At 43.3% G+C, this 19,369-nt stretch carries 20 protein-coding genes; 7 read left to right on the top strand and 13 right to left on the bottom strand.

Going from position 1 to position 19,369, the window contains the following annotated elements:
• Positions 1-1,848: CHAT domain-containing protein (locus tag DP116_RS02600; protein WP_246275448.1), on the top strand; the 1,848-nt coding region annotated here is incomplete at its 5' end.
• Positions 1,838-2,038 carry a hypothetical protein gene (locus DP116_RS02595; protein ID WP_169153685.1) on the top strand — a complete coding sequence of 67 codons (201 nt, stop codon included), beginning with the start codon at positions 1,838-1,840 and terminating at the stop codon, positions 2,036-2,038. The genes DP116_RS02600 and DP116_RS02595, both read left to right, overlap by 11 nt.
• 402 nt (positions 2,039-2,440) lie before the next feature.
• Here the strand turns inward: DP116_RS02595 and DP116_RS02590 are convergent, their stop codons facing one another.
• The 9 genes from DP116_RS02590 to rbp form a co-directional block, all read right to left on the bottom strand.
• Positions 2,441-3,955: a cryptochrome/photolyase family protein gene (locus DP116_RS02590; protein WP_169153684.1), complete on the bottom strand. Its 1,515-nt coding sequence runs from the start codon at positions 3,953-3,955 to the stop codon at positions 2,441-2,443.
• 313 nt (positions 3,956-4,268) lie between these two features.
• On the bottom strand, positions 4,269-4,907 hold the full coding sequence (locus DP116_RS02585; RefSeq protein ID WP_169153683.1) for a Uma2 family endonuclease: 639 nt from the start codon (positions 4,905-4,907) through the stop codon (positions 4,269-4,271).
• 32 nt (positions 4,908-4,939) lie between these two features.
• The gene (locus DP116_RS02580; RefSeq protein WP_169153682.1) at positions 4,940-5,260 is read right to left on the bottom strand and encodes a DUF3082 domain-containing protein; all 321 of its coding nucleotides are present in this window, start codon (positions 5,258-5,260) and stop codon (positions 4,940-4,942) included.
• Positions 5,261-5,275: 15 nt separating this feature from the next.
• The gene (gene ispE / locus DP116_RS02575; RefSeq protein WP_169153681.1) at positions 5,276-6,226 is read right to left on the bottom strand and encodes a 4-(cytidine 5'-diphospho)-2-C-methyl-D-erythritol kinase; all 951 of its coding nucleotides are present in this window, start codon (positions 6,224-6,226) and stop codon (positions 5,276-5,278) included.
• 133 nt (positions 6,227-6,359) lie between these two features.
• The gene (gene rsmA / locus DP116_RS02570) at positions 6,360-7,208 is read right to left on the bottom strand and encodes a 16S rRNA (adenine(1518)-N(6)/adenine(1519)-N(6))-dimethyltransferase RsmA (RefSeq protein ID WP_169153680.1); all 849 of its coding nucleotides are present in this window, start codon (positions 7,206-7,208) and stop codon (positions 6,360-6,362) included.
• A 412-nt stretch (positions 7,209-7,620) separates the two neighbouring features.
• Positions 7,621-8,118, bottom strand: a complete 498-nt coding sequence (locus tag DP116_RS02565; protein ID WP_169153679.1) for a hypothetical protein — start codon at positions 8,116-8,118, stop codon at positions 7,621-7,623.
• A gap of 55 nt (positions 8,119-8,173) precedes the next feature.
• Positions 8,174-8,362, bottom strand: coding sequence for a 30S ribosomal protein S21 (rpsU, locus tag DP116_RS02560; RefSeq protein ID WP_169153678.1), 189 nt, complete (start codon positions 8,360-8,362; stop codon positions 8,174-8,176).
• 292 nt (positions 8,363-8,654) lie between these two features.
• Positions 8,655-8,963: a P-II family nitrogen regulator gene (locus tag DP116_RS02555; protein WP_169153677.1), complete on the bottom strand. Its 309-nt coding sequence runs from the start codon at positions 8,961-8,963 to the stop codon at positions 8,655-8,657.
• A 162-nt stretch (positions 8,964-9,125) separates the two neighbouring features.
• Complete coding sequence (gene rbp, locus DP116_RS02550) at positions 9,126-9,422, bottom strand: RNA-binding regulator (protein WP_169153676.1); 297 nt, start codon at positions 9,420-9,422, stop codon at positions 9,126-9,128.
• A gap of 403 nt (positions 9,423-9,825) precedes the next feature.
• On the opposite strand from rbp, the gene DP116_RS02545 reads away from it, so the two are divergent.
• From DP116_RS02545 to DP116_RS02530, 4 genes are all read left to right on the top strand, one after another.
• On the top strand, positions 9,826-10,038 hold the full coding sequence (locus DP116_RS02545) for a CAB/ELIP/HLIP family chlorophyll-binding protein (RefSeq protein ID WP_169153675.1): 213 nt from the start codon (positions 9,826-9,828) through the stop codon (positions 10,036-10,038).
• 62 nt (positions 10,039-10,100) lie between these two features.
• Positions 10,101-10,340: a hypothetical protein gene (locus DP116_RS02540; protein ID WP_169153674.1), complete on the top strand. Its 240-nt coding sequence runs from the start codon at positions 10,101-10,103 to the stop codon at positions 10,338-10,340.
• A gap of 505 nt (positions 10,341-10,845) precedes the next feature.
• Positions 10,846-12,621, top strand: a complete 1,776-nt coding sequence (locus tag DP116_RS02535) for a S8 family peptidase (RefSeq protein ID WP_169153673.1) — start codon at positions 10,846-10,848, stop codon at positions 12,619-12,621.
• A gap of 281 nt (positions 12,622-12,902) precedes the next feature.
• Entirely contained in the window at positions 12,903-13,151 is a 249-nt protein-coding gene (locus DP116_RS02530; protein ID WP_169153672.1) for a DUF7219 family protein, read from the top strand.
• A 96-nt stretch (positions 13,152-13,247) separates the two neighbouring features.
• On the opposite strand, the gene DP116_RS02525 is transcribed toward DP116_RS02530, so the two are convergent.
• Both DP116_RS02525 and DP116_RS02520 read right to left on the bottom strand, forming a co-directional pair.
• The gene (locus DP116_RS02525; protein ID WP_169153671.1) at positions 13,248-15,107 is read right to left on the bottom strand and encodes an alkaline phosphatase family protein; all 1,860 of its coding nucleotides are present in this window, start codon (positions 15,105-15,107) and stop codon (positions 13,248-13,250) included.
• Positions 15,108-15,356: 249 nt separating this feature from the next.
• The gene (locus DP116_RS02520; RefSeq protein WP_211173039.1) at positions 15,357-16,862 is read right to left on the bottom strand and encodes an AAA family ATPase; all 1,506 of its coding nucleotides are present in this window, start codon (positions 16,860-16,862) and stop codon (positions 15,357-15,359) included.
• A gap of 195 nt (positions 16,863-17,057) precedes the next feature.
• Between DP116_RS02520 and DP116_RS02515 the strand changes: the two genes are divergently transcribed.
• Positions 17,058-17,210, top strand: coding sequence for a hypothetical protein (locus tag DP116_RS02515; protein WP_169153670.1), 153 nt, complete (start codon positions 17,058-17,060; stop codon positions 17,208-17,210).
• Positions 17,211-17,518: 308 nt separating this feature from the next.
• Here DP116_RS02515 and DP116_RS02510 read toward each other — a convergent pair whose 3' ends face one another.
• Both DP116_RS02510 and DP116_RS28930 read right to left on the bottom strand, forming a co-directional pair.
• Entirely contained in the window at positions 17,519-18,619 is a 1,101-nt protein-coding gene (locus DP116_RS02510) for an ATP-binding protein (RefSeq protein WP_169153669.1), read from the bottom strand.
• A gap of 286 nt (positions 18,620-18,905) precedes the next feature.
• Positions 18,906-19,369, bottom strand: a 464-nt coding sequence (locus DP116_RS28930; RefSeq protein ID WP_246275447.1) for a thiamine pyrophosphate-dependent enzyme, incomplete at its 5' end; no start/stop codon positions are given.

The following is a 19,369-nucleotide window of genomic DNA, read 5'->3' as shown; positions in this document are numbered from 1 at the left end:
TTGGAGTTTTACAACCAAGCCCTGCCGATTAGACAAGCGGTGGGCGATCGCGCTGGGGAAGCCACAATTCTGGATAATATCGGCGTGGTCTACAGCAAAATTGGGCAGCCTCAGAAAGCGTTGGAGTTTTACAACCAAGCCCTGCCGATTACACGAGCGGTGGGCGATCACGCTGGGGAAGCTGCTACTCTGAATAATATCGCTGCGGTCTACAGTCAGATTGGGCAGCCCCAGAAAGCATTGGAGTTTTTAAACCAAGCCCTGCCGATTAGACAAGCGGTGGGCGATCACGCTGGGGAAGCTGCTACTCTAAGTAATATCGGTGCGGTCTACAGTCAGATTGGGCAGCCGCAGAAAGCTGCTACAAATTTGGAGCAAGCAGTCAGGATAACTCTGGAAATTCGTAAAGGACTAACCAAAGACTTTCGGGCAGGATTTTTGCAGCAAGAACGAGGAACTTCCATCGCCCTCGTGGATCTCCTCATTAGGCAAAATAAAGCAGATTCAGCCTATGAATGGGCTAACCTCACTACAACTGCTGACTTGATTGACTATGCCCGCTTGCTTAATGCCAAAGTCGCTAACCCCGATGCTCAACGAGCTATTGATGAGTGGAACCAGCTTTATCAGCAACTGCAATTTCTGCGTCAGGGCTTACAGCAGAAATTTTCCGATACACTCTCAGGGCAAATGCGGGAGCTAGAAGCCAAAGTTAACCAGCAAGCTGAAGCCATCTCGAAGCGCTTTCCGGAAGTGGCAGAACTGTTTGAAACCAATCCCACCGACATTACTCAACTCAGAGCCAGTATCCCGGCAGGTACAACAGTAATTCATCCTGTCTTACTGACCAACGTTAAAAATGTCCCAAATACAATCGCTTTCTTTATTTTGACCAAAGACAAGCTGACAGTAAAGCTTGTACCTGTTAATCCTGGCGAACTCGATAATTTACTCACCCAAACTTATGCTCAACTAACCAATCACTTTAATGATAAATACCTCGACAACTTGGAAAAGCTTTATAACCTGCTGATTCGTCCAGTAGAAACTGAAATTCAGGCAACCAACCCCAAACAACTTAGCATCATCGCTACTGGAGCTTTCCGCTACATCCCCTTTGAAGCCCTCTACAACAGCAAAACCGAAAAATACCTGATTCAGCAATACCCCGTTAGCTACCTCACTCGCCTTTCTACCCATTCTCTCCAAGCAACTCGGACAAAAAACTCAACATCTCCCAAGAAGGTTCTCGCTCTTGGCAACCCGATTCCTAAAAACCCCTTGGCACTACCAGGATCTGAAATTGAGGTCAACAGCATCACTCAAATTCTGCCCGGAAGTGAAGCTATAATTGGCAACAAAGCTACACTCGCCACATTCAAAACTCAATCTCCTCGCTTTCCTCTGCTGCACCTGGCAACACATGGCTGTTTCCAGCGAGGAGGCTGCCCTAAATTAGGTTTGTCAGAGAATATCCTCCTGTTTGCTGACCAAAAACTCAACATTGCTGATGCAGCCCTGTTGGGATTGAGCAACACTGATTTAATCACCCTCAGTGCTTGCCAAACTGCTCTAAAGACTGATTCTAAAGGGAAACTATTGATTGGTGAGGGCGCAGAACCAATTACCGGACTTGCCTACCTGTTTGAGCGTGCAGGAGCTAGAGCCGTTATTGCCAATCTTTGGAGCATTGAGGATAAAACGACCCAGGAAATCATGGTACAGTTTTACCGAAACCTGAAACAAGGGATGAGCAAGAGTGAAGCGTTGCGCCAAGCTAAGTTAAGCCAAATTAATAGTCATCCTTTCTTCTGGTCATCCTTTGTCCTCATCGGTGATGCGCAGTAGGTGGCGTTGGGCAAATGTGATTCTCAGTACAGGCACAATAGCCCACTCAGGAACTTTTGGAGGAGTCGTAGGTGAAGGGAACGCTTGCTTGGGAGATGATGTGGCAAAAACCTGGACAGGAAGTTTTGGAGGAGTCGTAGGTGAATGGAACGCTAGCTTAGAAGATAATGTGGCAGAGTGTTCTGTTTGATACTTGGTTATTCAAGTGGCTACTAACACACCCGCAATGGTCAATGTCACAATCTTTACTTTCACAACAAAGCGTAGTTTTGAGAGTTGGTTAAGAAAAATGTTTTTGCACGATTTCCCCATATTTTTCTAACTTTTGAGACAGGAAAAATACATCAAGCATTTTTTATTTTACTAGTACTGTATATACAGCACCCTCTGCGACGACATCAAATAAATAACCCCAAAATTAATCCACCACAGACACCTTAACAAAAAATTCCCCCACAACCCGACTCATACGGTCTTGACAGATGTGGGGAACCAGCTAGGGATTTATTGAGCAATTATCACAATTAAAAAAAGGTTTTTAAGCCTCAGATTTAGTTTTCCCATCGGGAAATTTCTCGTTAATCAGCGGCTGTTAAACTTCTTCCCCAGACAATTGCTGTACATGCCAATCTCGCGCTTGTTGACGGATAGTTTCTAACTCTTGTAGAGACATTCGTTCAAGATGTCCCAAAATAAAGCTCATCCGTCCTTGAAACTGAAGTTGACTACGGTGACGATCAAGAAAATCCCAGTAGAAGAAATTGAAAGGACAAGCATTATTCCCAACACGTTCTTTAGGATTATAAGCACATCCTTTACAATAATCGCTCATCTTATTGACATAGTTACCAGATGCTGCATAAGGCTTCGATGCCAACATTCCACCATCAGCAAATAGCCCCATACCAATTACATTTGTTTGCATCACCCAGTCATAAGCATCAATAAACATGGCATGAAACCAATTTTCTACAGCTTGGGGCGAAAGACCTGCAATCAAAGCAAAATTACTCAAAACCATCAGCCGCTGGATATGATGAGCATAACCTGTACGTAGCAACTGAGTGATTATCTGGTGCAGACAATTCATCTTCGTTTCACCCGTCCAGAAAAACTCAGGTAAAGGTTGCGTGTGTTCAAAGTAATTTTTTTCTGGATAATCTGCACTCACAAAATGGTAAATGCCATGCATATATTCTCGCCAACCCATCACTTGACGGATGAAACCTTCTATGCTATATAGAGACAGTTGGTTTTGCTGGTAAGCTTTCTCTGCTGCTTGAATGACTTCCAAAGGTTGGAGTAACCCAATATTCAAATACGGGGATATCATAGAATGCCACATTGTCTCTTCCCCTGTCACCATTGCATCCTGGTAAGGACCAAACTCAGGTAGACGATTTTTGATAAACCAGTCTAATATTTCGAGTGCTTGAGAACGAGTGACTCCCCAGCGAAACGGTTCTACTTCTCCGTAGAGTGGAAAAGAAAGAGATTTGACGTGTGCAATAACATCTTGAGTAATTTCATCCGGTTCAAACCACTTGGCTGATGGCGTATTCAATTTACCTTTTGGCGGTTGACGGTTCTGTTTATCAAAATTCCACTCTCCCCCCACTGGTTTATCTTCCTCCATCAAAATTTGAAAACGTCGTCGTCCTTCTCGATAAAAATCTTCCATTATCAGACGTTTACGACGTTTTGCCCAAGTTTTGAACTCTTCCACACTCCATAAAAAATGATTGTTAGGAACGAGGGTAATTTTGCAATGTAAAGAAGCAAAATTTTGAATCATTTGGGTGAATGGTTTATCATTTGGCGTCATCACCCGCAATTCAGTAATTTGGTTTTCCTGAATCCATTCTTGGAGTGGTGTTTCAAAATCCTCAGCTAATTTGTAGGTGACTGGATAACCAAGTTCTCGTAATTCTTCAGCAAAATGTCGCATTGCTGACCAAACCAACACCAGCTTTTGTCGATGGTAGGGGCGTTCTTGGACATGATGCAGCGACTCAATCATGATAACAGGCACTTTATCTTGACAACTTTGCAGTGCTGCTTGTTCTATCCAAAGTTGGTCGCCTAATATCCAAACGCCGATGGTCATGTTCTCCTTTATTTCGAGAAAAATTTATTAAGGGCAATTTGCTTATTTTACAGACATCTTGATTCTGACTCCTGAATTCTGACTTCTGACTTCTTTTTTAAAAATTTGCTAATCTTACCTGTATCCACTCAATATCTGGTTTTCCAATTGCAGTTTAATGGCAACCTACGCTTTCATTCTAGAGGTAGTGAGGTTGATTTATTCTTCGTTTTGCCCAAGTTTTAAAACAGTGAACAGCTACCTACGTAGTGAACAACTGATAACTGATAACTGATAACTGTTAAACTCTTCCATACTTCATAAAAAATGATTGTTAGGATTCTCTAACCCACTTTCGGAATTTCCTGAGTGCTGGAGTTGTTCCTATTGTTCGACTCATCTCTACAAATTGATAAATCTCTTCAATAACTGAAAAATTGGTAAAAGTAAGACTCTTTTGAGACTTAATATATTGTTCACCTTGCAGCAGATTAATTTCTAAATTCCCGTTTTCGTAGCGCCAGATTTCAGGTACTCTTAATGCTTGATAAGCACTCATTTTAGTTTTTGAGGTGACATCAATTTCAATTGCTAAGTCAGGAGGAGGATCAACAGTTAAGTTTATCCTATCTCTGCCAATCATGAGCTTATAGTTTTGAATATAGAAGCAATCATCTGGTTCAACACCTGCTGTCATATCCTCGCGCTTAAAGGTGGTTGAACCAAAGGACTCCCAATTGAGGTCTAGTTCATCTAGCAAGATTTTTACTAAATCTCCAATAATGATTTTAGCTCTTTCATGTTCTGGGAGTGGAACCATAATCTCTAATGTGCCTTGCTGATATGCAACTCGACTGTTACGGTGTTCCCCCAATTCATTAAGAATTGCCTCAAATTCCACCCAACTAATATCCTCCAGCAGCACCCGCTGTCCTGGTGGAACTCGAATTTGTTTGAGTTGCAGTGTCACCATATTCGCTTTGCTCAAATTCACGCATTCACGCATCAACTCTTCTGCTTTGTCAACTGCTGCACCAACAACTGCACCCCCAAAGCCAGCAACCCGATCGCCACTATCCCAAATACCGCAGTTCCTAAAGCCATAACACCCACAACTAAGGTACGCACTGCAGAAGAAATCTTCAGTACTATAACGTTATCTGAATGAATGGGTTTGGTTGCAAAACTTGTCGCTGTGGCAATCATTAGAGAGTATAGTCCATACCCAAGTGCTCCCGAAATCATTGCCCCAATAACACAACGTAAGGGACTTGATTGAACCTGTGTTTGAGCTTCTGTTTGTTGTGTTAGATTTTCGTCACTCATAAAATTTTCGCGTCCTTACACCGATGATGCTATCTGAATCCCATGTGAAGTCATTCGAGTCACAAACAATTCTAAGTCCTCATCAGGAATAGTCTCCCTCACACGAAGCTTCACTTCTTCCGCCTGCTGTTGCGACTCGCAAATAGCAAATACACTCGGACCAGAACCAGACATCATTGTCCCCAAAACACCAGCACTAGCAAATGTCTCCCGCAATTGCAAGACTTGCGGATACTCTGGTAACACCACACGCTCTAAATCATTATGCAGCTTTTGGGCAATCTCCGTTGCGTCCTGATTCAAGATTGCTTTGACTATCGGTCCAGAGTGTATGGCTGCTGCGCGAGTTGTTAAGCTGTCGGTATCTTTGAGATAGGAATCACCAAACTGTTGTCGATAGGTTTTGTATGCCCAAGGGGTAGAGACTGCAAGACTACGGAATTTAGCTAAAACTATATATATGTTATCTAAACTGGGAAGCGGAGAAAGTTGCTCACCTCTTCCTGTGGCGATCGCCGTCCCACCCGCCACACAAAACGGTACATCTGAACCTAGTTGTGCTCCCAATTCCTCTAACTCTGACTGAGTTAGCCCCAATTTCCACAGCAAATCTATTCCCACTAGCACTGCTGCTGCATTCGTCGAACCTCCAGCTAACCCCGCAGCTACAGGTATGCGCTTATTGATGGTAATGTTAACGCCGCCATATTTGGCAAAGGTAGATGGAAACTCTGTCGCCATAAGTTCCGCTGCTTTGTATGCAATATTACTATTATCTGCGGGAACTTCCGGATGGTTGCAACGAACGCGGATAGCTTGTGTATCGCTCGCTTGTACAGAAATTTCGTCTGATAAATTTATACTTTGAAGTATCATGACTAACTCATGATACGCATCGGGACGAACACCAAGAATTTCCAGATGTAAGTTAATTTTGGCAGGGGCGATAAGAGTATAAGAACGCATATTCAACAAATCAGTAAACAGTAAACAGTGAACAGTGAACAGTGAACAGTAAACAGTAAACAGTGAACAACTGATAACTGATAACTGATAACTGTTTTAACCGCTGAATGCTGAGAAAGTAGAAAAATAAAACTCAGGACTCATCACTCAGTACTAACAACTCATTTGCTAGAGCTACCCATTGACTAACGCTGAGGTCTTCAGCGCGAGCTTGAGGGTTTATCTCTAATTTTTCCAACAATTGTGACAGGCGATCGCGTTCTACCACCGATTGCAAATTATTTCGTAACATTTTACGTTTTGCCCCAAAGCCCAACTTCACCAAAGTTTCTAATTGTTGCGTGTCTGCGGCTGGTGGTTCCACAAGACGTGGAACTAGGCGCACGATTGCTGAGTCTACTTTGGGTGGTGGCTGAAATGCTCCTGCTGGGACAGTGTACATTAACTCGCACTTTGCTAAATACTGCACTCGTACCGATAGCGCCCCAAATGCTTTTGAGCTTGGTTTTGCCACCAGTCTTTCGGCGACTTCTTTTTGTACCAGGAGTACTATCAACTCATAAGGTTGGGGATTTGGGTTACTAATTGTCCCCAAAAGCTTTTCTAGAATTGGTCCTGTAATATTGTAGGGAATATTGGCAACAACTTTATTCTGCTTCTCAAACGCCGGAAATGGTGAAAGCAGGGAAGGTAAATCTAGTTCTAGAAAATCTCCTTGCAGTAGTAGGAAGTTTTCTTGGCGTCCGAATTGTTTTGTCAGGCGATCGCATAAGTCGCGGTCTATTTCCACTGCAAGCATTGATTGTACCAAAGGTAATAGACGATGAGTCAGAATACCTGTACCCGGACCAATTTCCAGAACCCTGTCAGTAGATTGTAACTGGGAAGCTTGAATAATTTCGTTGAGAGCTTTTTCACTTTTGAGCCAATGCTGTGCAAAGACTTTGCGCGGTCTTACTTTTTGAAACTCTGTTTCTATCATGCTTCTAGCTTTTGTGTGAACGACCGACAATTATCCGTCATGGAAGTGTCGGCTTCTAGCATCCTCGTGTTGAGAATTACGGTAGGAGCGAGGAGAGCGTTACTGCTTTACTCTTCCCAACCCAACGGTGCTTGTAGCTTTCAAAGCACGAGGTCGTCTTGTTTATTCTATTGTCCAATAAATAGTATCGCATGAGTCCCCAGTCTCAGCGCTGAGTCCTGCTGACATGCTGCGATAGCCCTGTGGGCTTTAGCCCTGTGGGCGTGCGCTTTGCGCATACGCCAGTCGCCTGGCTGTCGGGAGACTGCTGGACCGCAGCGCGCTTACTCACCGTAAGGCGTGGTCGTTCCCACTAGAGCGCAGACTGGCGAGGGTGTGCTGTGATGCTGAAGGTAACTGAGGCATCCAAGTTCTAGAACATTGTCGAGTTTGTCAGGAGCCAAGCTTCAAGAGTCCATGCGTTATGACATAACCCGACAGATGGCACTTTTAATTTAAATGGATGGGGTAATGAGTGTAGCAGCAAGGGTGAAACTTTATCATCAGCTTCAACTAAACTAACTATCCAGGGAAGAAAGTCTAAGATTTCTGTTGGCAATACAGTTAACTCAAAGTCCCACACGGGATTTCGGTGTTCTTGCCCCTTTTTTACCATCATGAATTGAAGAGCGCTCTTGTTAATAGCCAGCCTGAGAATGAACGGGCGTAATGGCATAAATGTGTCAGGTGCTATGTAAGCGTATATATTTACATAATTCAGTCGCTGCCTATCATCCATCCAAAACGCAATTGGGGAATTACTACTATAGGATGTACCAGTTATGATCACTGGCATCTTCATAGCAGCAGCGAACAGAGAATAGAACTCACGCCTTAGTTCGCTAACAACGTGTTTGGCTTCTGGGGTCATGGTTGCTACACCTGTTAATAAAAAAATTGCGTGCCTTCATAACAGACACTCGACTTCAATGTCGGAAACCTCTCTTCTTCTGTTTGTGTCTAGCAACTGCTTTGCGCTTACGTTTTTGCAGGGGCGTTTCAAAGTGACGATTCTTTTTTATATCTGGGAAAATTCCTGCCTTGGAAACTTCTCGCTTAAATCGACGTAAAGCTGACTCAATTGGTTCATTTTCGCCTACGAATATTTGGGTCATTCTCTTTCCTACTAAGTTGATTTAATTACTAGCTTTTTAGTGGTAAGCAATCCAGTCAATCAGAACCTAAAAAAAGGCAGACTCCTTGTCTACCATAAAAACTTTCGAGTGAAATTCTTGGTTTCAAAGCTTAGTAATGTCGAGAGTATCCATCACTATCGTTTCCTCGTTTACCACCAAACAACCCACCATCTGTAAAGTTAGTCAGATCAAGCATTTTCAACTACTTGGCACTTTATGACAGTTGCTGTTGCAGCGAATCTGTGAGGACTGCTCTAGTCAGGAAGATTAATCAATAGAAAGCTTCTACATTATGTCGGAAAGCGATCAAGGCGTGCTTGCCCTGCTCCTCTTTCAGTGCCGAAAGGATAGCATCAGATACTTCTAATGAAACAATCGTCTTGATTTCAATATTAGTGTTGTAGCCTGCTAAGTCTGACAAGCGTCTTCCGTGTCCGCCCTCACCCTGTACTTGACTAATGGTGTAACCACTTACACCATGACTTTTCAGCAGCTTGACAATTCGGTCTTTCAGCACTGTTTCACCAATGATGGTGATTAGGACGGCTGGTTGGATGGGAGGAGTAGCTGAGTTTGACATGGAAAACTCCAGAGAATGGGTTTTGGCTTCTAAAGCTTAAGTTTTCTTGGCGCAGTCCAAGTTTTGTATAAAAAAGGCTCAAGCACTCCTGCCTGAGCCGCTACTAAATCCAATGAATTTGCTGGACGAATTGGTTAGCTTAAAGAGCTAAATCTATGAATTTTAGTAGCGCTTACGGAAGCTATTGTTTCGATTACCACCAAACGAATCTCTGTCTTCTCTAGGCTTAGCCTTATTAACTTTGAGGTCACGTCCCATCCACTCAGCACCATCAAGAGCATCAATGGCAGCTGCTTCTTCAGCCTCTGAACCCATTTCCACGAAGGCAAACCCGCGCACACGACCTGTGTCACGATCAGTAGGTATCTGAACACGCCTTACAGTACCATATTCTGCGAAAACACTATTCAGACTCTCTTCTGTAACTTCGTAAGAAAGATTGCCTACATAAAGTGACATTAATTGTCTCCGAAATCATAAGTGTGTAGAGATTTAGGTTTCGGAGAAAAGTCTGTGAATACCAAAAGGAGAAAGCCTGTCAATACTAAAAACAAACGCAGTCGCCGAATTAACTCTCGTTTTCCACCATAACATAGCATGCATTTATTACGGCAAAGTTGGAAAAACCGTTAGAAAAAGTCATGTGAGCAATTTAAGCTTGAGTACACATCACCGTGGCGTAAGCCACAGGCATTCTTGTTGAATATTTTTTTGTTGGGTTTTTTGTTGGGTCTCCCTAAGTACGGTTTTCCCTACTTATAAAGTACGGTTTTGACTCATAATTTATTTTGTAAAGGTATTGCAATACTTCTTTACAATGCTTTACATTAGTTAACAAGAAAAAGAAATTGAGGAAAAAACGATGACAGGACGCACTTACGTGATGGAAGAAGGCAACAGATTAAACAATTACGCAATCGAACCCAAGATGTATGTGGACGAAACCCAAAACTTTGGCTTCACTGAGTATGCTGAGCAACTCAATGGACGTTTAGCAATGATTGGTTTTGTCTCACTCATAGCGCTCGAAGTTTTGACTGGACATGGTTTGATTGATTGGATCACAAGCCTGTAATCACAAGGAAAGAATTTTTAGAAAATCATCAATCTGTATAAATCAAAAGTGGACAAATGACTATGAGAACTGACTTTGACTTTCCCAAAAACGACCTAGTTGGACCTGTTGTGTTTAGACCTGAATTCAACAATTCCCAAGCAATCACTGTTAACCAAGCTTGGTCATTATTTTTCACTGCAGGTCAAGAAGATAAAGCACTGGGAACAAACCCTGAATTGGGTCGTTTCTTCACTTACCTATTCGTTGGCGTTGGAGTAGCGGGAACTCTCTGGGCTACGATTTTCAACAGCGTTGCATGAATAGCTCTCTCAAGCTTGTAATTAACGCCAAATCTTCAAAGAAGTCCTGGTTACGTTAACCGGGACTTCTTTTTTTGGAGTAGAATTTACCCAAATACAAATGCTCTACTCGTTTTATTTCAATACGGTTCAGTTAAAAATTATTGGTAACCATTCCACGTGTGTAGAGACGTTGCCCTTCGGGTATCTCCTGAGCCCTTCGGGCACGGCCCCGTGCCGAACGGAGACGCTGAGTCCCAAAGGGACACGCTGCGCGAACGCGAACGGCAGTTGCTAACTCCTGCGGAGACGCTGCGCGAACAAGTCGGGGAACCCGCTGTTAGCACCTGCCTCACATGCAACGTCTCTACATTGCAATCGTGATAACTGTATTGCGTTTTATTTCAGACTCATCTGGAGAAACCTTCTCAGGGAACACTCAGACTGTAATCATCAATTGTTGCAGTGTAGTAAAGTACTGAACTAGATTTAACGCTAAGAACTAATTTCACCAGAGGAAAATTGTATGAGCGATAAGCGAAGCTTGCATCCATTGGCAGATCGCAATCAACTCAGCGACTCAAATAACTTCAGTGCTAAGTTTGAAGGTTTTTTTCTCCAGATGGTTATGCCGGGATTAGAACACAGAGTTCGAGAAATCGTTACCAAAACACTGGGTTCAAATTGGAAGGTTAAATCGATTGGAGATAATCACACCGAATTTGAAGTAAGCAAAAAGGGAGATACACTATCAGTTAAAGAAGCTTGGAATAAAACATATTATCTGCGTTCTCAGCCGGGAGTTGTGGATGCACAGCCATTATTTGCTGTTCCCCTACCGTACCGTTCTGACTGGAATCAAGAGTCAAAACAGGCAGTTGCACGTTTTGAGCATCAAGCTTTAGACGAGAGTAGTGATGTAGAGTGGAGTCTCAAGCAACTTCGAGTCTTGGAGGCATGGTCACGCTTTTTTCCTGACCCGAATCTACCACCAGGACATGGGATTGTCATTGGGCTTCCTGATACAGGTTACACGAAACATCCAGAAATTTTCGCGAATCTGCTCCTTAGAGAAAGTTACGATTTTCTCAAAAACGACAAAGATCCGACAGACGAACTCGAAACACCTCTAGGCGAAGTTATAAACAATCCAGGTCACGGCACATCAACAGCCAGTGTCATGATCAGCCCAAGAAGGGCACAAAGCAATTACCCAACCGGAAAATCTGTAACCGGAGTGGCACCTGGTGCCAAAGTTGTACCCCTTCGAGTCTCATACTCAGTTGTCCTATTAAGTGTAACTAATCTTGCTGACGCGATTGAGTACGCGGCTGGTCATGGTGTGCATGTCCTTTCAATTAGCCTAGGAACTGGATTGTTCAACCAGCGTCTACGGAGTGCGATCATATATGCCCAAAAACGCGGTGTCATTGTGGTGGCAGCATCTGGTACTTTCATTCCCTACGTGGTTTGGCCTGCTGCTTATGACGAAGTGATTGCAGTAACTGGCAGTAATGTGCGACGTGAGATTTGGTTGGGTTCATCGCGAGGAAGTCAAGTTGATGTCACTGCCCCTGCGGAGTCAGTTTGGTATGCAAAAACCGATAAGAACAATGGTGAGTTCAAATATAACGTTCTGCAAGGCTCCGGCACTTCATTTTCTGCACCACTAGTTGCGGGTGTGGCTGCTTTGTGGCTATCCTATCATGGACGCGAGCAACTCATCCAACGTTATGGAGCGGAAAAGATTCCTTTCATCTTTAATCAGATTCTGCGCGACAGTTGTGAGAAATTTCCAACATGGAAGCCCAATCTATTTGGTGAAGGTATTGTGAATGCAGAGAAAGTACTTGCTGCACCACTACCTGATAATGTTAGTAACTCAGTCATTCCACCAGCGTTTGCCCTACTACAACATCCATCTATAGATAACGGCAGACTCGATACGTTTGTTCATCTCTTCGAGCAGCAATTATCAGACAGTCAACTTGATGGTAATTTTGTCGGAGTGGGTCGAGATAACGCTAAGCTGCGGTCTTGTCTTGCTAAGCTGTTACAGACAACAGAAACAGAATTACCAAAGCGATTGAAAGAGGTCGGACAAGAGCTAGCTTTTTACTTTGCTGTCAACCCAGAGCTTTACAAGCAATTTGCAGCTGCTCTATCTAGTAAACAACCTTCTGGGACTCAATTGCAAACAAAAACTTTGACTGAGTCACCAAAGCCAAGGAATTTGGAGCAGATACGTGAGATGTTGTTATCACAGGGTGTATCTCAAGTCTTGCAGACAAAACTGAGTTGAAGCAAGCTTGTTATTAAGTTTTGTAAAGAAATAGCAAATCTTGCGTAATCTTCTTTGTCTGAACAGATAGCTATAGTATATGCTGCAACAACGATTGTGAAACCCCCTGCCTTGCAATTTGCCAGTGCAGGGTTTTTCTTTACTGTTGCAAGAGGGAACTCTTAACAGTTCACTGTTTTAATCACTTTTATTGATTAAAACGACAAATAAAAACATTTGCTTTTATCGTTTGGGAGACATATAAAAGAAATTAGAGAGATGTTGTAAGCAAAAGGTGGATTATGGAACCGCAAATAGATAAATATGACTTTCTTTATCAAAGACGAAGTTACCACGGTGACTTCACGCCAGAAGCTCTAGTCTTCAACGCTAATTTACAAGAATTTGCAACACGAGTTGGCTACATTAGCAACTTACAGACTCTTGGAAAGCTCTCTCCACAAGATGCTTACCAGCAGATAACTGAACTCTGGGAACATTTAGAACGAAGCTATTCAGGATTGGGGATTGATTCAAACACAGAAACTTAGGCTTCTGTGCAATTGACTTTAATTTTCAATACTCATTCCCAAACTATGAGTCACAAATCGCTGGTAGACAGTCCATGCTGTGTCAAAGTGGTTTAATCATAGTCCAAGGGTACGACCTGGAAATCCAGCAACATCAAAGTAGCGAGTTTTTCCTACTGTTTGATACTTGAGGATGGTCTTCAAACCGTTAGCAGCAGATGGAGATTTCAGCGTAAAAGATTTATACTCAACGCTATCAGGTCCACTGATTAGGGCTTCATTTAACACTCGACCAACTAGTTTACCCTGAGTGGACAACTTCAATTTCAGTACTTTCGCTATGGTGACTGCCACATCTGCGTTACTTGCGGGAGCTAAATCTTCATAGTCCCGTTTAAAGTCAGGTCCAATTGCTGCCATTGTATTGTAAGTATCAGCACGACTAAAGCTACCGTGCATTCCTTGTCCTTGCTGCAAACCTGTATCGGCTAATTCCGCACCACACGCCGTAGGATTACCGCAACCTGTATCGAAGGAACGAAAGTTGACCAAGATGGATGGCTTGGGAGTGCGTGCTGCACCTCGAAGAGCGATCGCCTCCATTGATAAAGTCCCAGGAATTTCTCCCAAAGAATTATCCACAAATATCCCGCTAACATAGTCCTGCTTCAGCAGCAAATCTACAATTTTTTTGGCAGTTGCTTTTTTGTTTGCTGCATTTGGCAGATACAGTAAATCAGAACCACCATTACCAGCAACGATCACATCTGGGTTTTTGGGGTCTTTCCCAATGATACCGTTTTTAGAAAACTGCCCTTTACTTGGATCTACAGTTGCATTCTTATTATCTGGGTCAAACAGAGGTAACTTCAACTCCTGAGCAATATCAATCGCCACAAAACCAGCTGGGATAAAACCTTTTGGTACATCCGGATAAGAAAGCGTTGCTGAATAACTGGTTTTAGTCTCCTTACTAATAGTCGAAAATCCGTGGTCAGCAGTCAAGAATATATTTGTGCTTTCTTCTAAACCCAAATCCTTTAATGCAGTGCGAATTTGAGCCAGGTTTTTGTCAACATTCTGACGCGCTGCTTGCACTGTCGGACCATTAATACCAGGAACAAGCTGGTTGAGACTATCGCCGTGATTATGCTGCGTACCGTCTGGATCACGAGACCAATAAACTAACACAAAGGGTTTTTGCCGTTGCTTGAACAGTGGTAGAATCACCTTAGTCGTCACATCAGCAAAATATTGCTGCTGAGTTGTATTAGCAACTTTAGTACCAGGAGTCTTGCTGTCGCCAGGCTTACCGTTGTCACCGCGTGAAGGTGCTGCTGTTGGTAACGAGTTTTTGGCAAGTTGTTCACTCACTTCAGAACTCAAGGAAATTCCCGTAGGTGTCCCAGTGGCGTCATCAAAAATGATGGTTGGTTCACCTTTTTGCAAAGTCACATCTTGAATCAAAACTGGTCCAATTTTTCCGACTGCAGCAGTGCTGAAATTTGCTTTTCTTGCAGCTTCTAGCAGAGTTTGTTCGTTGAGGTAGTTAGCACCAAACTGTTTGTTCACTTCTTGGAGAACAGCATTGTTTTCTAAGAAGGGGACAAGGCTGTTTTTGGCACTTTTGACCGGGGCATTGACTTGGATAGTATTGCTAAAGTCACCAGTATCGCCTAAATAGTGACCGGTGGCGATCGCCGAAGCATTAGCAGTCGTAAAAGTCGGAAACAAAGAGTGACTATTGGTAAACTTGACACCCCGTTCCCGTATCTCATTCATACTTGGGGTATCGGTAGCATTTATCGAAGTTGGACGCAGCCCATCAGCAACGAAAATGATCATATTATGTTGTGTTGCTTGCTGTTGTGTTGTTTGCCCAGAACGTTTTCCAGGCGATGCTGTACACGCTACGATAACTGCAATCACAAAAAGCGTTAGAAATACCCAGCGGTAACCGTGTGTAAAAAACCGCATAAACTTCCGGATATAAGGACACCAAGATTGTATTACTAGAAGGTTAAATTTCAATCTTTAGGTGTATGTCAAATGGCTGAATAATATCATGTGCGGATATTGTCATTGCGTTAGCGTAGCGTGCCCGGAGGGCATACGTAGCGATAGCGGAGTGAAGCAATCTCAAACCCTGCGATTGCTTCGCTTCACTGCGTTTCGCTCGCAATGACATTTTACGTTTAATCTGGTTGAGCTAGTTATGAGTCATCTCTACATTTGAGCAAACCACCGTCGAATCAACTCGACTTGGAAGCGAAAGCCGTCCTCAACTTCTTCAATCAACTCGCGTTGTAACAAGAGTTTAAAAGCGTTTTCCGATACATCAGGAAGTTTGTTTAATATAGTTCTTTTATTGAGTATTGCCCCTTCTTCTTGTGCTGCCAAGTATTTCAAGATAGCTAACCCCGCAGCGTCTACTTGGTTATTTTGAATATCTGCAAAAAAGAAACCACCACTACTCAAAGCTTCTGGAACTGCTGCTTCCACGTCCGCTAAAGTTGCCAGTCGGCGGACGGAAGGATCTTGCTCATTTTTGAGGGCGACAATTTCACCACACAGCAGTTGTACTAGAAAGGGGTGACAGCGCGTGAGTTGCAGCACTCGCTCCACGGCGTTCGGTTCATAGCGTAAGGTAAAATCTTTGACAGGGCTTTTAATGAGTTGACGGGCTTCGTCTTCTTTTAGGTAGCTGATATGCACGACTTGCACGTTAATAAGGTAACTAGCCCAGCGCTGATATTCTTCGATAGTATGAGAGCCAGCAAGCAGCACCTTGAAGCGGGGACGATGTTGTATGAGGTGACGCAGCATTCCCAGAACGTCTTGTTCATCAAAGCGTCCTTTGGCGATCGCGCTGTCTAGCACCTCGAATTCGTCTAGGGAAAGCAGTGCTGTATTATCTTGTAACGCCTCTTCTACTTTATCTAACCATTCATCAAAGCAGGTGAAGGGGTCTTTTTCTAAATCTTCCCGTGTCAAGGATGGTAAAGTTAATGCGCTTTGTTTTTTAGCTGAGGTTATCATTCCTCTAGCGAGATTGTAGAGAAAACCCGCATTGTTGCTTGCTGAAGAGGGTGCGCCTTGCAAGTCAATAAATAAGGGGATAATGCTATTCGGTAGCAACTTTCCCAAATTGTTCAGCAGAGAAGTTTTGCCCATACGCCGTTGACCGTAGAGTAGCAGAGGGGGGCGACGGCGGTCTAAAATTAATTCCTCAATGCGTAAACCAATGCTGCTGCGTCCGATAAAGATTTCTAATTGCTGATTTAGGGGAACACCAATTATGTAGGGATTGTCAATCTCTTGGAGAAGTTCTGTTTCTTTGGCGAGTTCCTCTACAGAGTTAACTATTATTTCACGCCAACTTTGGGCGATGGGGCGGAAGCGAGGGGCGTATTTTTCTGTGCTGCGAGTCAAGTTTTGCAACTGTGCATCTAAACGATCAACAACAATCCTGAGTACTAGACGCTGGTTGTAGGCGCTTTTTTGGTTGAGGGCAGCGTTCACATCTTCACTAATGCGACTGAAGATACGTAGCAGAGGGCTAGCTGGACTTTCCAGTTCTGCAATTTTCAGACTTTGGTGAGCGTTACGGATATCTTTTACATTTGCACAACGTTCTAACCTTTGTAGATCCTGTTCAATCTTTGCTACCTCAGCAGTCCCGCGCCGATGTTTGGTAAGCAGATAACTAATAATTACGGATACACAAATCAATACAACTATATAAGGAAAATAAATGCTTAACAGAAAATTAATAAATCTATTTGAATAAGTGTGCTAATTTTATTTCAGGCAAACAGCTAAAAGTGCCCAATGTACTTATGGCTGGGCACTTCGCTGCCTCTGAACCCTCTCCTTAAGGCCTGAGTTCAGAAGTCTAACAAACTTTTGAACAATAAGGAGATTTCAATGGCTCTTTTTTGCCGACTGTTAATCGTCGCCTTGCTGGTTTATGGTGTCATTTCCGGTGACATCCATCTCAACGATCCAGTTTTAATTCCTGTTCTCATCGAACTGGTTAATAGTATGGATCGATCTAGTAAAAGCGATGATGAACACTAACCGTAGCTAGTCTAGGCTATCAGTTGATTTAGTTTGATTATGACTATCAACTAGGTGAGGTAACGACTCTCCTAGTTTTTTGTTTTAGTCATCACTATGCTAGAACTAACTAATTTATATACCCTTCTAAATATGGCTGTAGTTTAGTTGATTTATTGGTTGATTAATATGTTATTAATGGTTGACTTATGGATTACTTATCAAAAGGCTGTGGTGGCTTACTAGCAAATCCAGATATGTGTATCCAGTCTTATCATTGCAGCACTTGCCAATCTCTCTAGAGGTATAGCAGGCTCAAAGGCATTTTTTCACCTCTGCCTGTTTCTTTCCAACAAATGAGCAAATGGTTCTATCTGTCGCAACCCCTCCTCACACCAGTCGTCAGTCTCCCCATCTTCTAGACTAAACAATCTTTCCCGACAAAGAATTTGCAGCAAGAGTGCTAAGCATTGACTTTGTTGTAAAATCCACTCTACATCTTCCTCAGCGAAAGTAATAGGTGAACTAGCAATCAATTCCCGTGCTTCTGGCTCAGTCAGCGCTCCCAAAGTTGCGGTATAGCCGAAAATATTGAAGAAGGGTGAACTATGCCCCGTATTACGAGCAAGTTCAATCGGTGATTCGTGGGTAGCTAAGACGAACGCCAGATTTCCCCTCGTGTGGTTAGTCGCCAATGAGCGCAAACTCTCCCAAAACTCATCATCTAATTCTGGACAGCGTTGCAACCCAACGCCAATTTCATCCAGTAAGATGACTGTGGGATTATGTAGATTGTCGCTAACTACATCCATGAAGTAATCCAAACTACAAGGTGTTGGTACTTTTAAACTCAGGCATTCTAGGATATAGCTCAATAACCTTTCTCTACTCGCCATACGCGGGTCTTGAAAGTCTACGAATATCCACTTATAAGTTTCTGGATGCGGTAGCCAGTCGTACTTTTGACCAGAACGCAACTGTTCTGGTGGAGTGGTGGTGATGTTTTTCAGGTAGTGCAGCAGAGAGGTTTTGCCAATGCGCCGCTTACCGATAATTGCAGCATTTTGCAAGGGACGGCGTTTGAGTAAGTCGAAAAGACGCTTGAGTTGTTTTTGTCGTCCAAAAAAGTGGCGAGGATGGGTGATGGGTGAACCAGTGATGAAAGGTGAGGTTTCCTCAAAGGTTTTGCTTGAGTTGGGTTGAGTGTCTGGTTCTTTAAATGCAATTTCTTGCCAGTCTAGCCCTAATTTCTGGCAAATTTCTACAAAATACTGGTAATCAACGGGTTTACTACTAAGAAAGTTTTTGACGGTGGATAGAGATATCCCCAGATCATCAGCTAAAGCTTTCTGGCTGGGATAGCTGTTACGCTGAAGAGACGATTTAACTTTCTGAATGTACTCTTGGGCAACTTTAAGCGATCGCGCCATTACTCCTTATTAAAAACCTACCAATATTCTAGCTATTTTTTTAGCACCTAAAAGTCAGCAGTATGTCAGCTACGAATCAACTATTTCTCAACGTACAGTTACGACTACTCCGGCCAAAGATGCCAACGATAGGCTTGATGAAGCTGCAAGGGCGCTAGAAGCGGAGTCATGAAAAACGAACCGCAACGAAAACCGCCAGGACGCCAAGAAATCTTAGCGACGCCAGATACCTACGGAGGGAAACCCTCCTGCAGTACTGGCTCGTCTTGGCGTCAGGAAAATCTCCCTACACCGTACAATTCAACTCAACGGCTTTTCGCGAGAAACGGGCATTCTCGCGGTAGTCAACAGGACAATCTATCACTGCTGGAACATCCTGTGCCAGAGCCTCTTTCAACACAGGAACCAAATCCGTAACAGATTCAATCCGGTAGCCTTTTAGACCCATACTTTCAGCAAATTTTACAAAATCGGGGTTGCCAAAATGCACAAAAGATGATCTGCCTTTACCAAAGTAATTTTCTTGCTTCCACTCAACTAAGCCATAACCACCATCATTGAAAATGAGGGTGACAAAGGGTGTACCAACGCGTAAAGCAGTTTCTAATTCCTGGCAATTCATCATAAAGCCACCATCGCCTGTTGCAGCAATAACTTTGCGGTTGGGATGCACGAGTTTTGCGGCTACAGCCCCCGGAATAGCAATACCCATTGCAGCAAAGCCATTGGATATAATGCAAGTATTAGGGC

The sequence above is a fragment of the Brasilonema bromeliae SPC951 genome (assembly GCF_012912135.1).
Classification (GTDB): Bacteria; Cyanobacteriota; Cyanobacteriia; order Cyanobacteriales; family Nostocaceae; genus Brasilonema; species Brasilonema bromeliae.
This window is presented reverse-complemented; position numbering and strand designations above follow the sequence as displayed.

Coding starts and splice junctions, on each gene's coding strand:
- DP116_RS02595 (WP_169153685.1), top strand. CDS start 1,838: ATGCGCAGTAGGTGGCGTTGGGCAAATGTGATTCTCAGTACAGGCACA.
- DP116_RS02590 (WP_169153684.1), bottom strand. CDS start 3,955: ATGACCATCGGCGTTTGGATATTAGGCGACCAACTTTGGATAGAACAA.
- DP116_RS02585 (WP_169153683.1), bottom strand. CDS start 4,907: ATGGTGACACTGCAACTCAAACAAATTCGAGTTCCACCAGGACAGCGG.
- DP116_RS02580 (WP_169153682.1), bottom strand. CDS start 5,260: ATGAGTGACGAAAATCTAACACAACAAACAGAAGCTCAAACACAGGTT.
- ispE (WP_169153681.1), bottom strand. CDS start 6,226: ATGCGTTCTTATACTCTTATCGCCCCTGCCAAAATTAACTTACATCTG.
- rsmA (WP_169153680.1), bottom strand. CDS start 7,208: ATGATAGAAACAGAGTTTCAAAAAGTAAGACCGCGCAAAGTCTTTGCA.
- DP116_RS02565 (WP_169153679.1), bottom strand. CDS start 8,118: ATGACCCCAGAAGCCAAACACGTTGTTAGCGAACTAAGGCGTGAGTTC.
- rpsU (WP_169153678.1), bottom strand. CDS start 8,362: ATGACCCAAATATTCGTAGGCGAAAATGAACCAATTGAGTCAGCTTTA.
- DP116_RS02555 (WP_169153677.1), bottom strand. CDS start 8,963: ATGTCAAACTCAGCTACTCCTCCCATCCAACCAGCCGTCCTAATCACC.
- rbp (WP_169153676.1), bottom strand. CDS start 9,422: ATGTCACTTTATGTAGGCAATCTTTCTTACGAAGTTACAGAAGAGAGT.
- DP116_RS02545 (WP_169153675.1), top strand. CDS start 9,826: ATGACAGGACGCACTTACGTGATGGAAGAAGGCAACAGATTAAACAAT.
- DP116_RS02540 (WP_169153674.1), top strand. CDS start 10,101: ATGAGAACTGACTTTGACTTTCCCAAAAACGACCTAGTTGGACCTGTT.
- DP116_RS02535 (WP_169153673.1), top strand. CDS start 10,846: ATGAGCGATAAGCGAAGCTTGCATCCATTGGCAGATCGCAATCAACTC.
- DP116_RS02530 (WP_169153672.1), top strand. CDS start 12,903: ATGGAACCGCAAATAGATAAATATGACTTTCTTTATCAAAGACGAAGT.
- DP116_RS02525 (WP_169153671.1), bottom strand. CDS start 15,107: ATGCGGTTTTTTACACACGGTTACCGCTGGGTATTTCTAACGCTTTTT.
- DP116_RS02515 (WP_169153670.1), top strand. CDS start 17,058: ATGGCTCTTTTTTGCCGACTGTTAATCGTCGCCTTGCTGGTTTATGGT.
- DP116_RS02510 (WP_169153669.1), bottom strand. CDS start 18,619: ATGGCGCGATCGCTTAAAGTTGCCCAAGAGTACATTCAGAAAGTTAAA.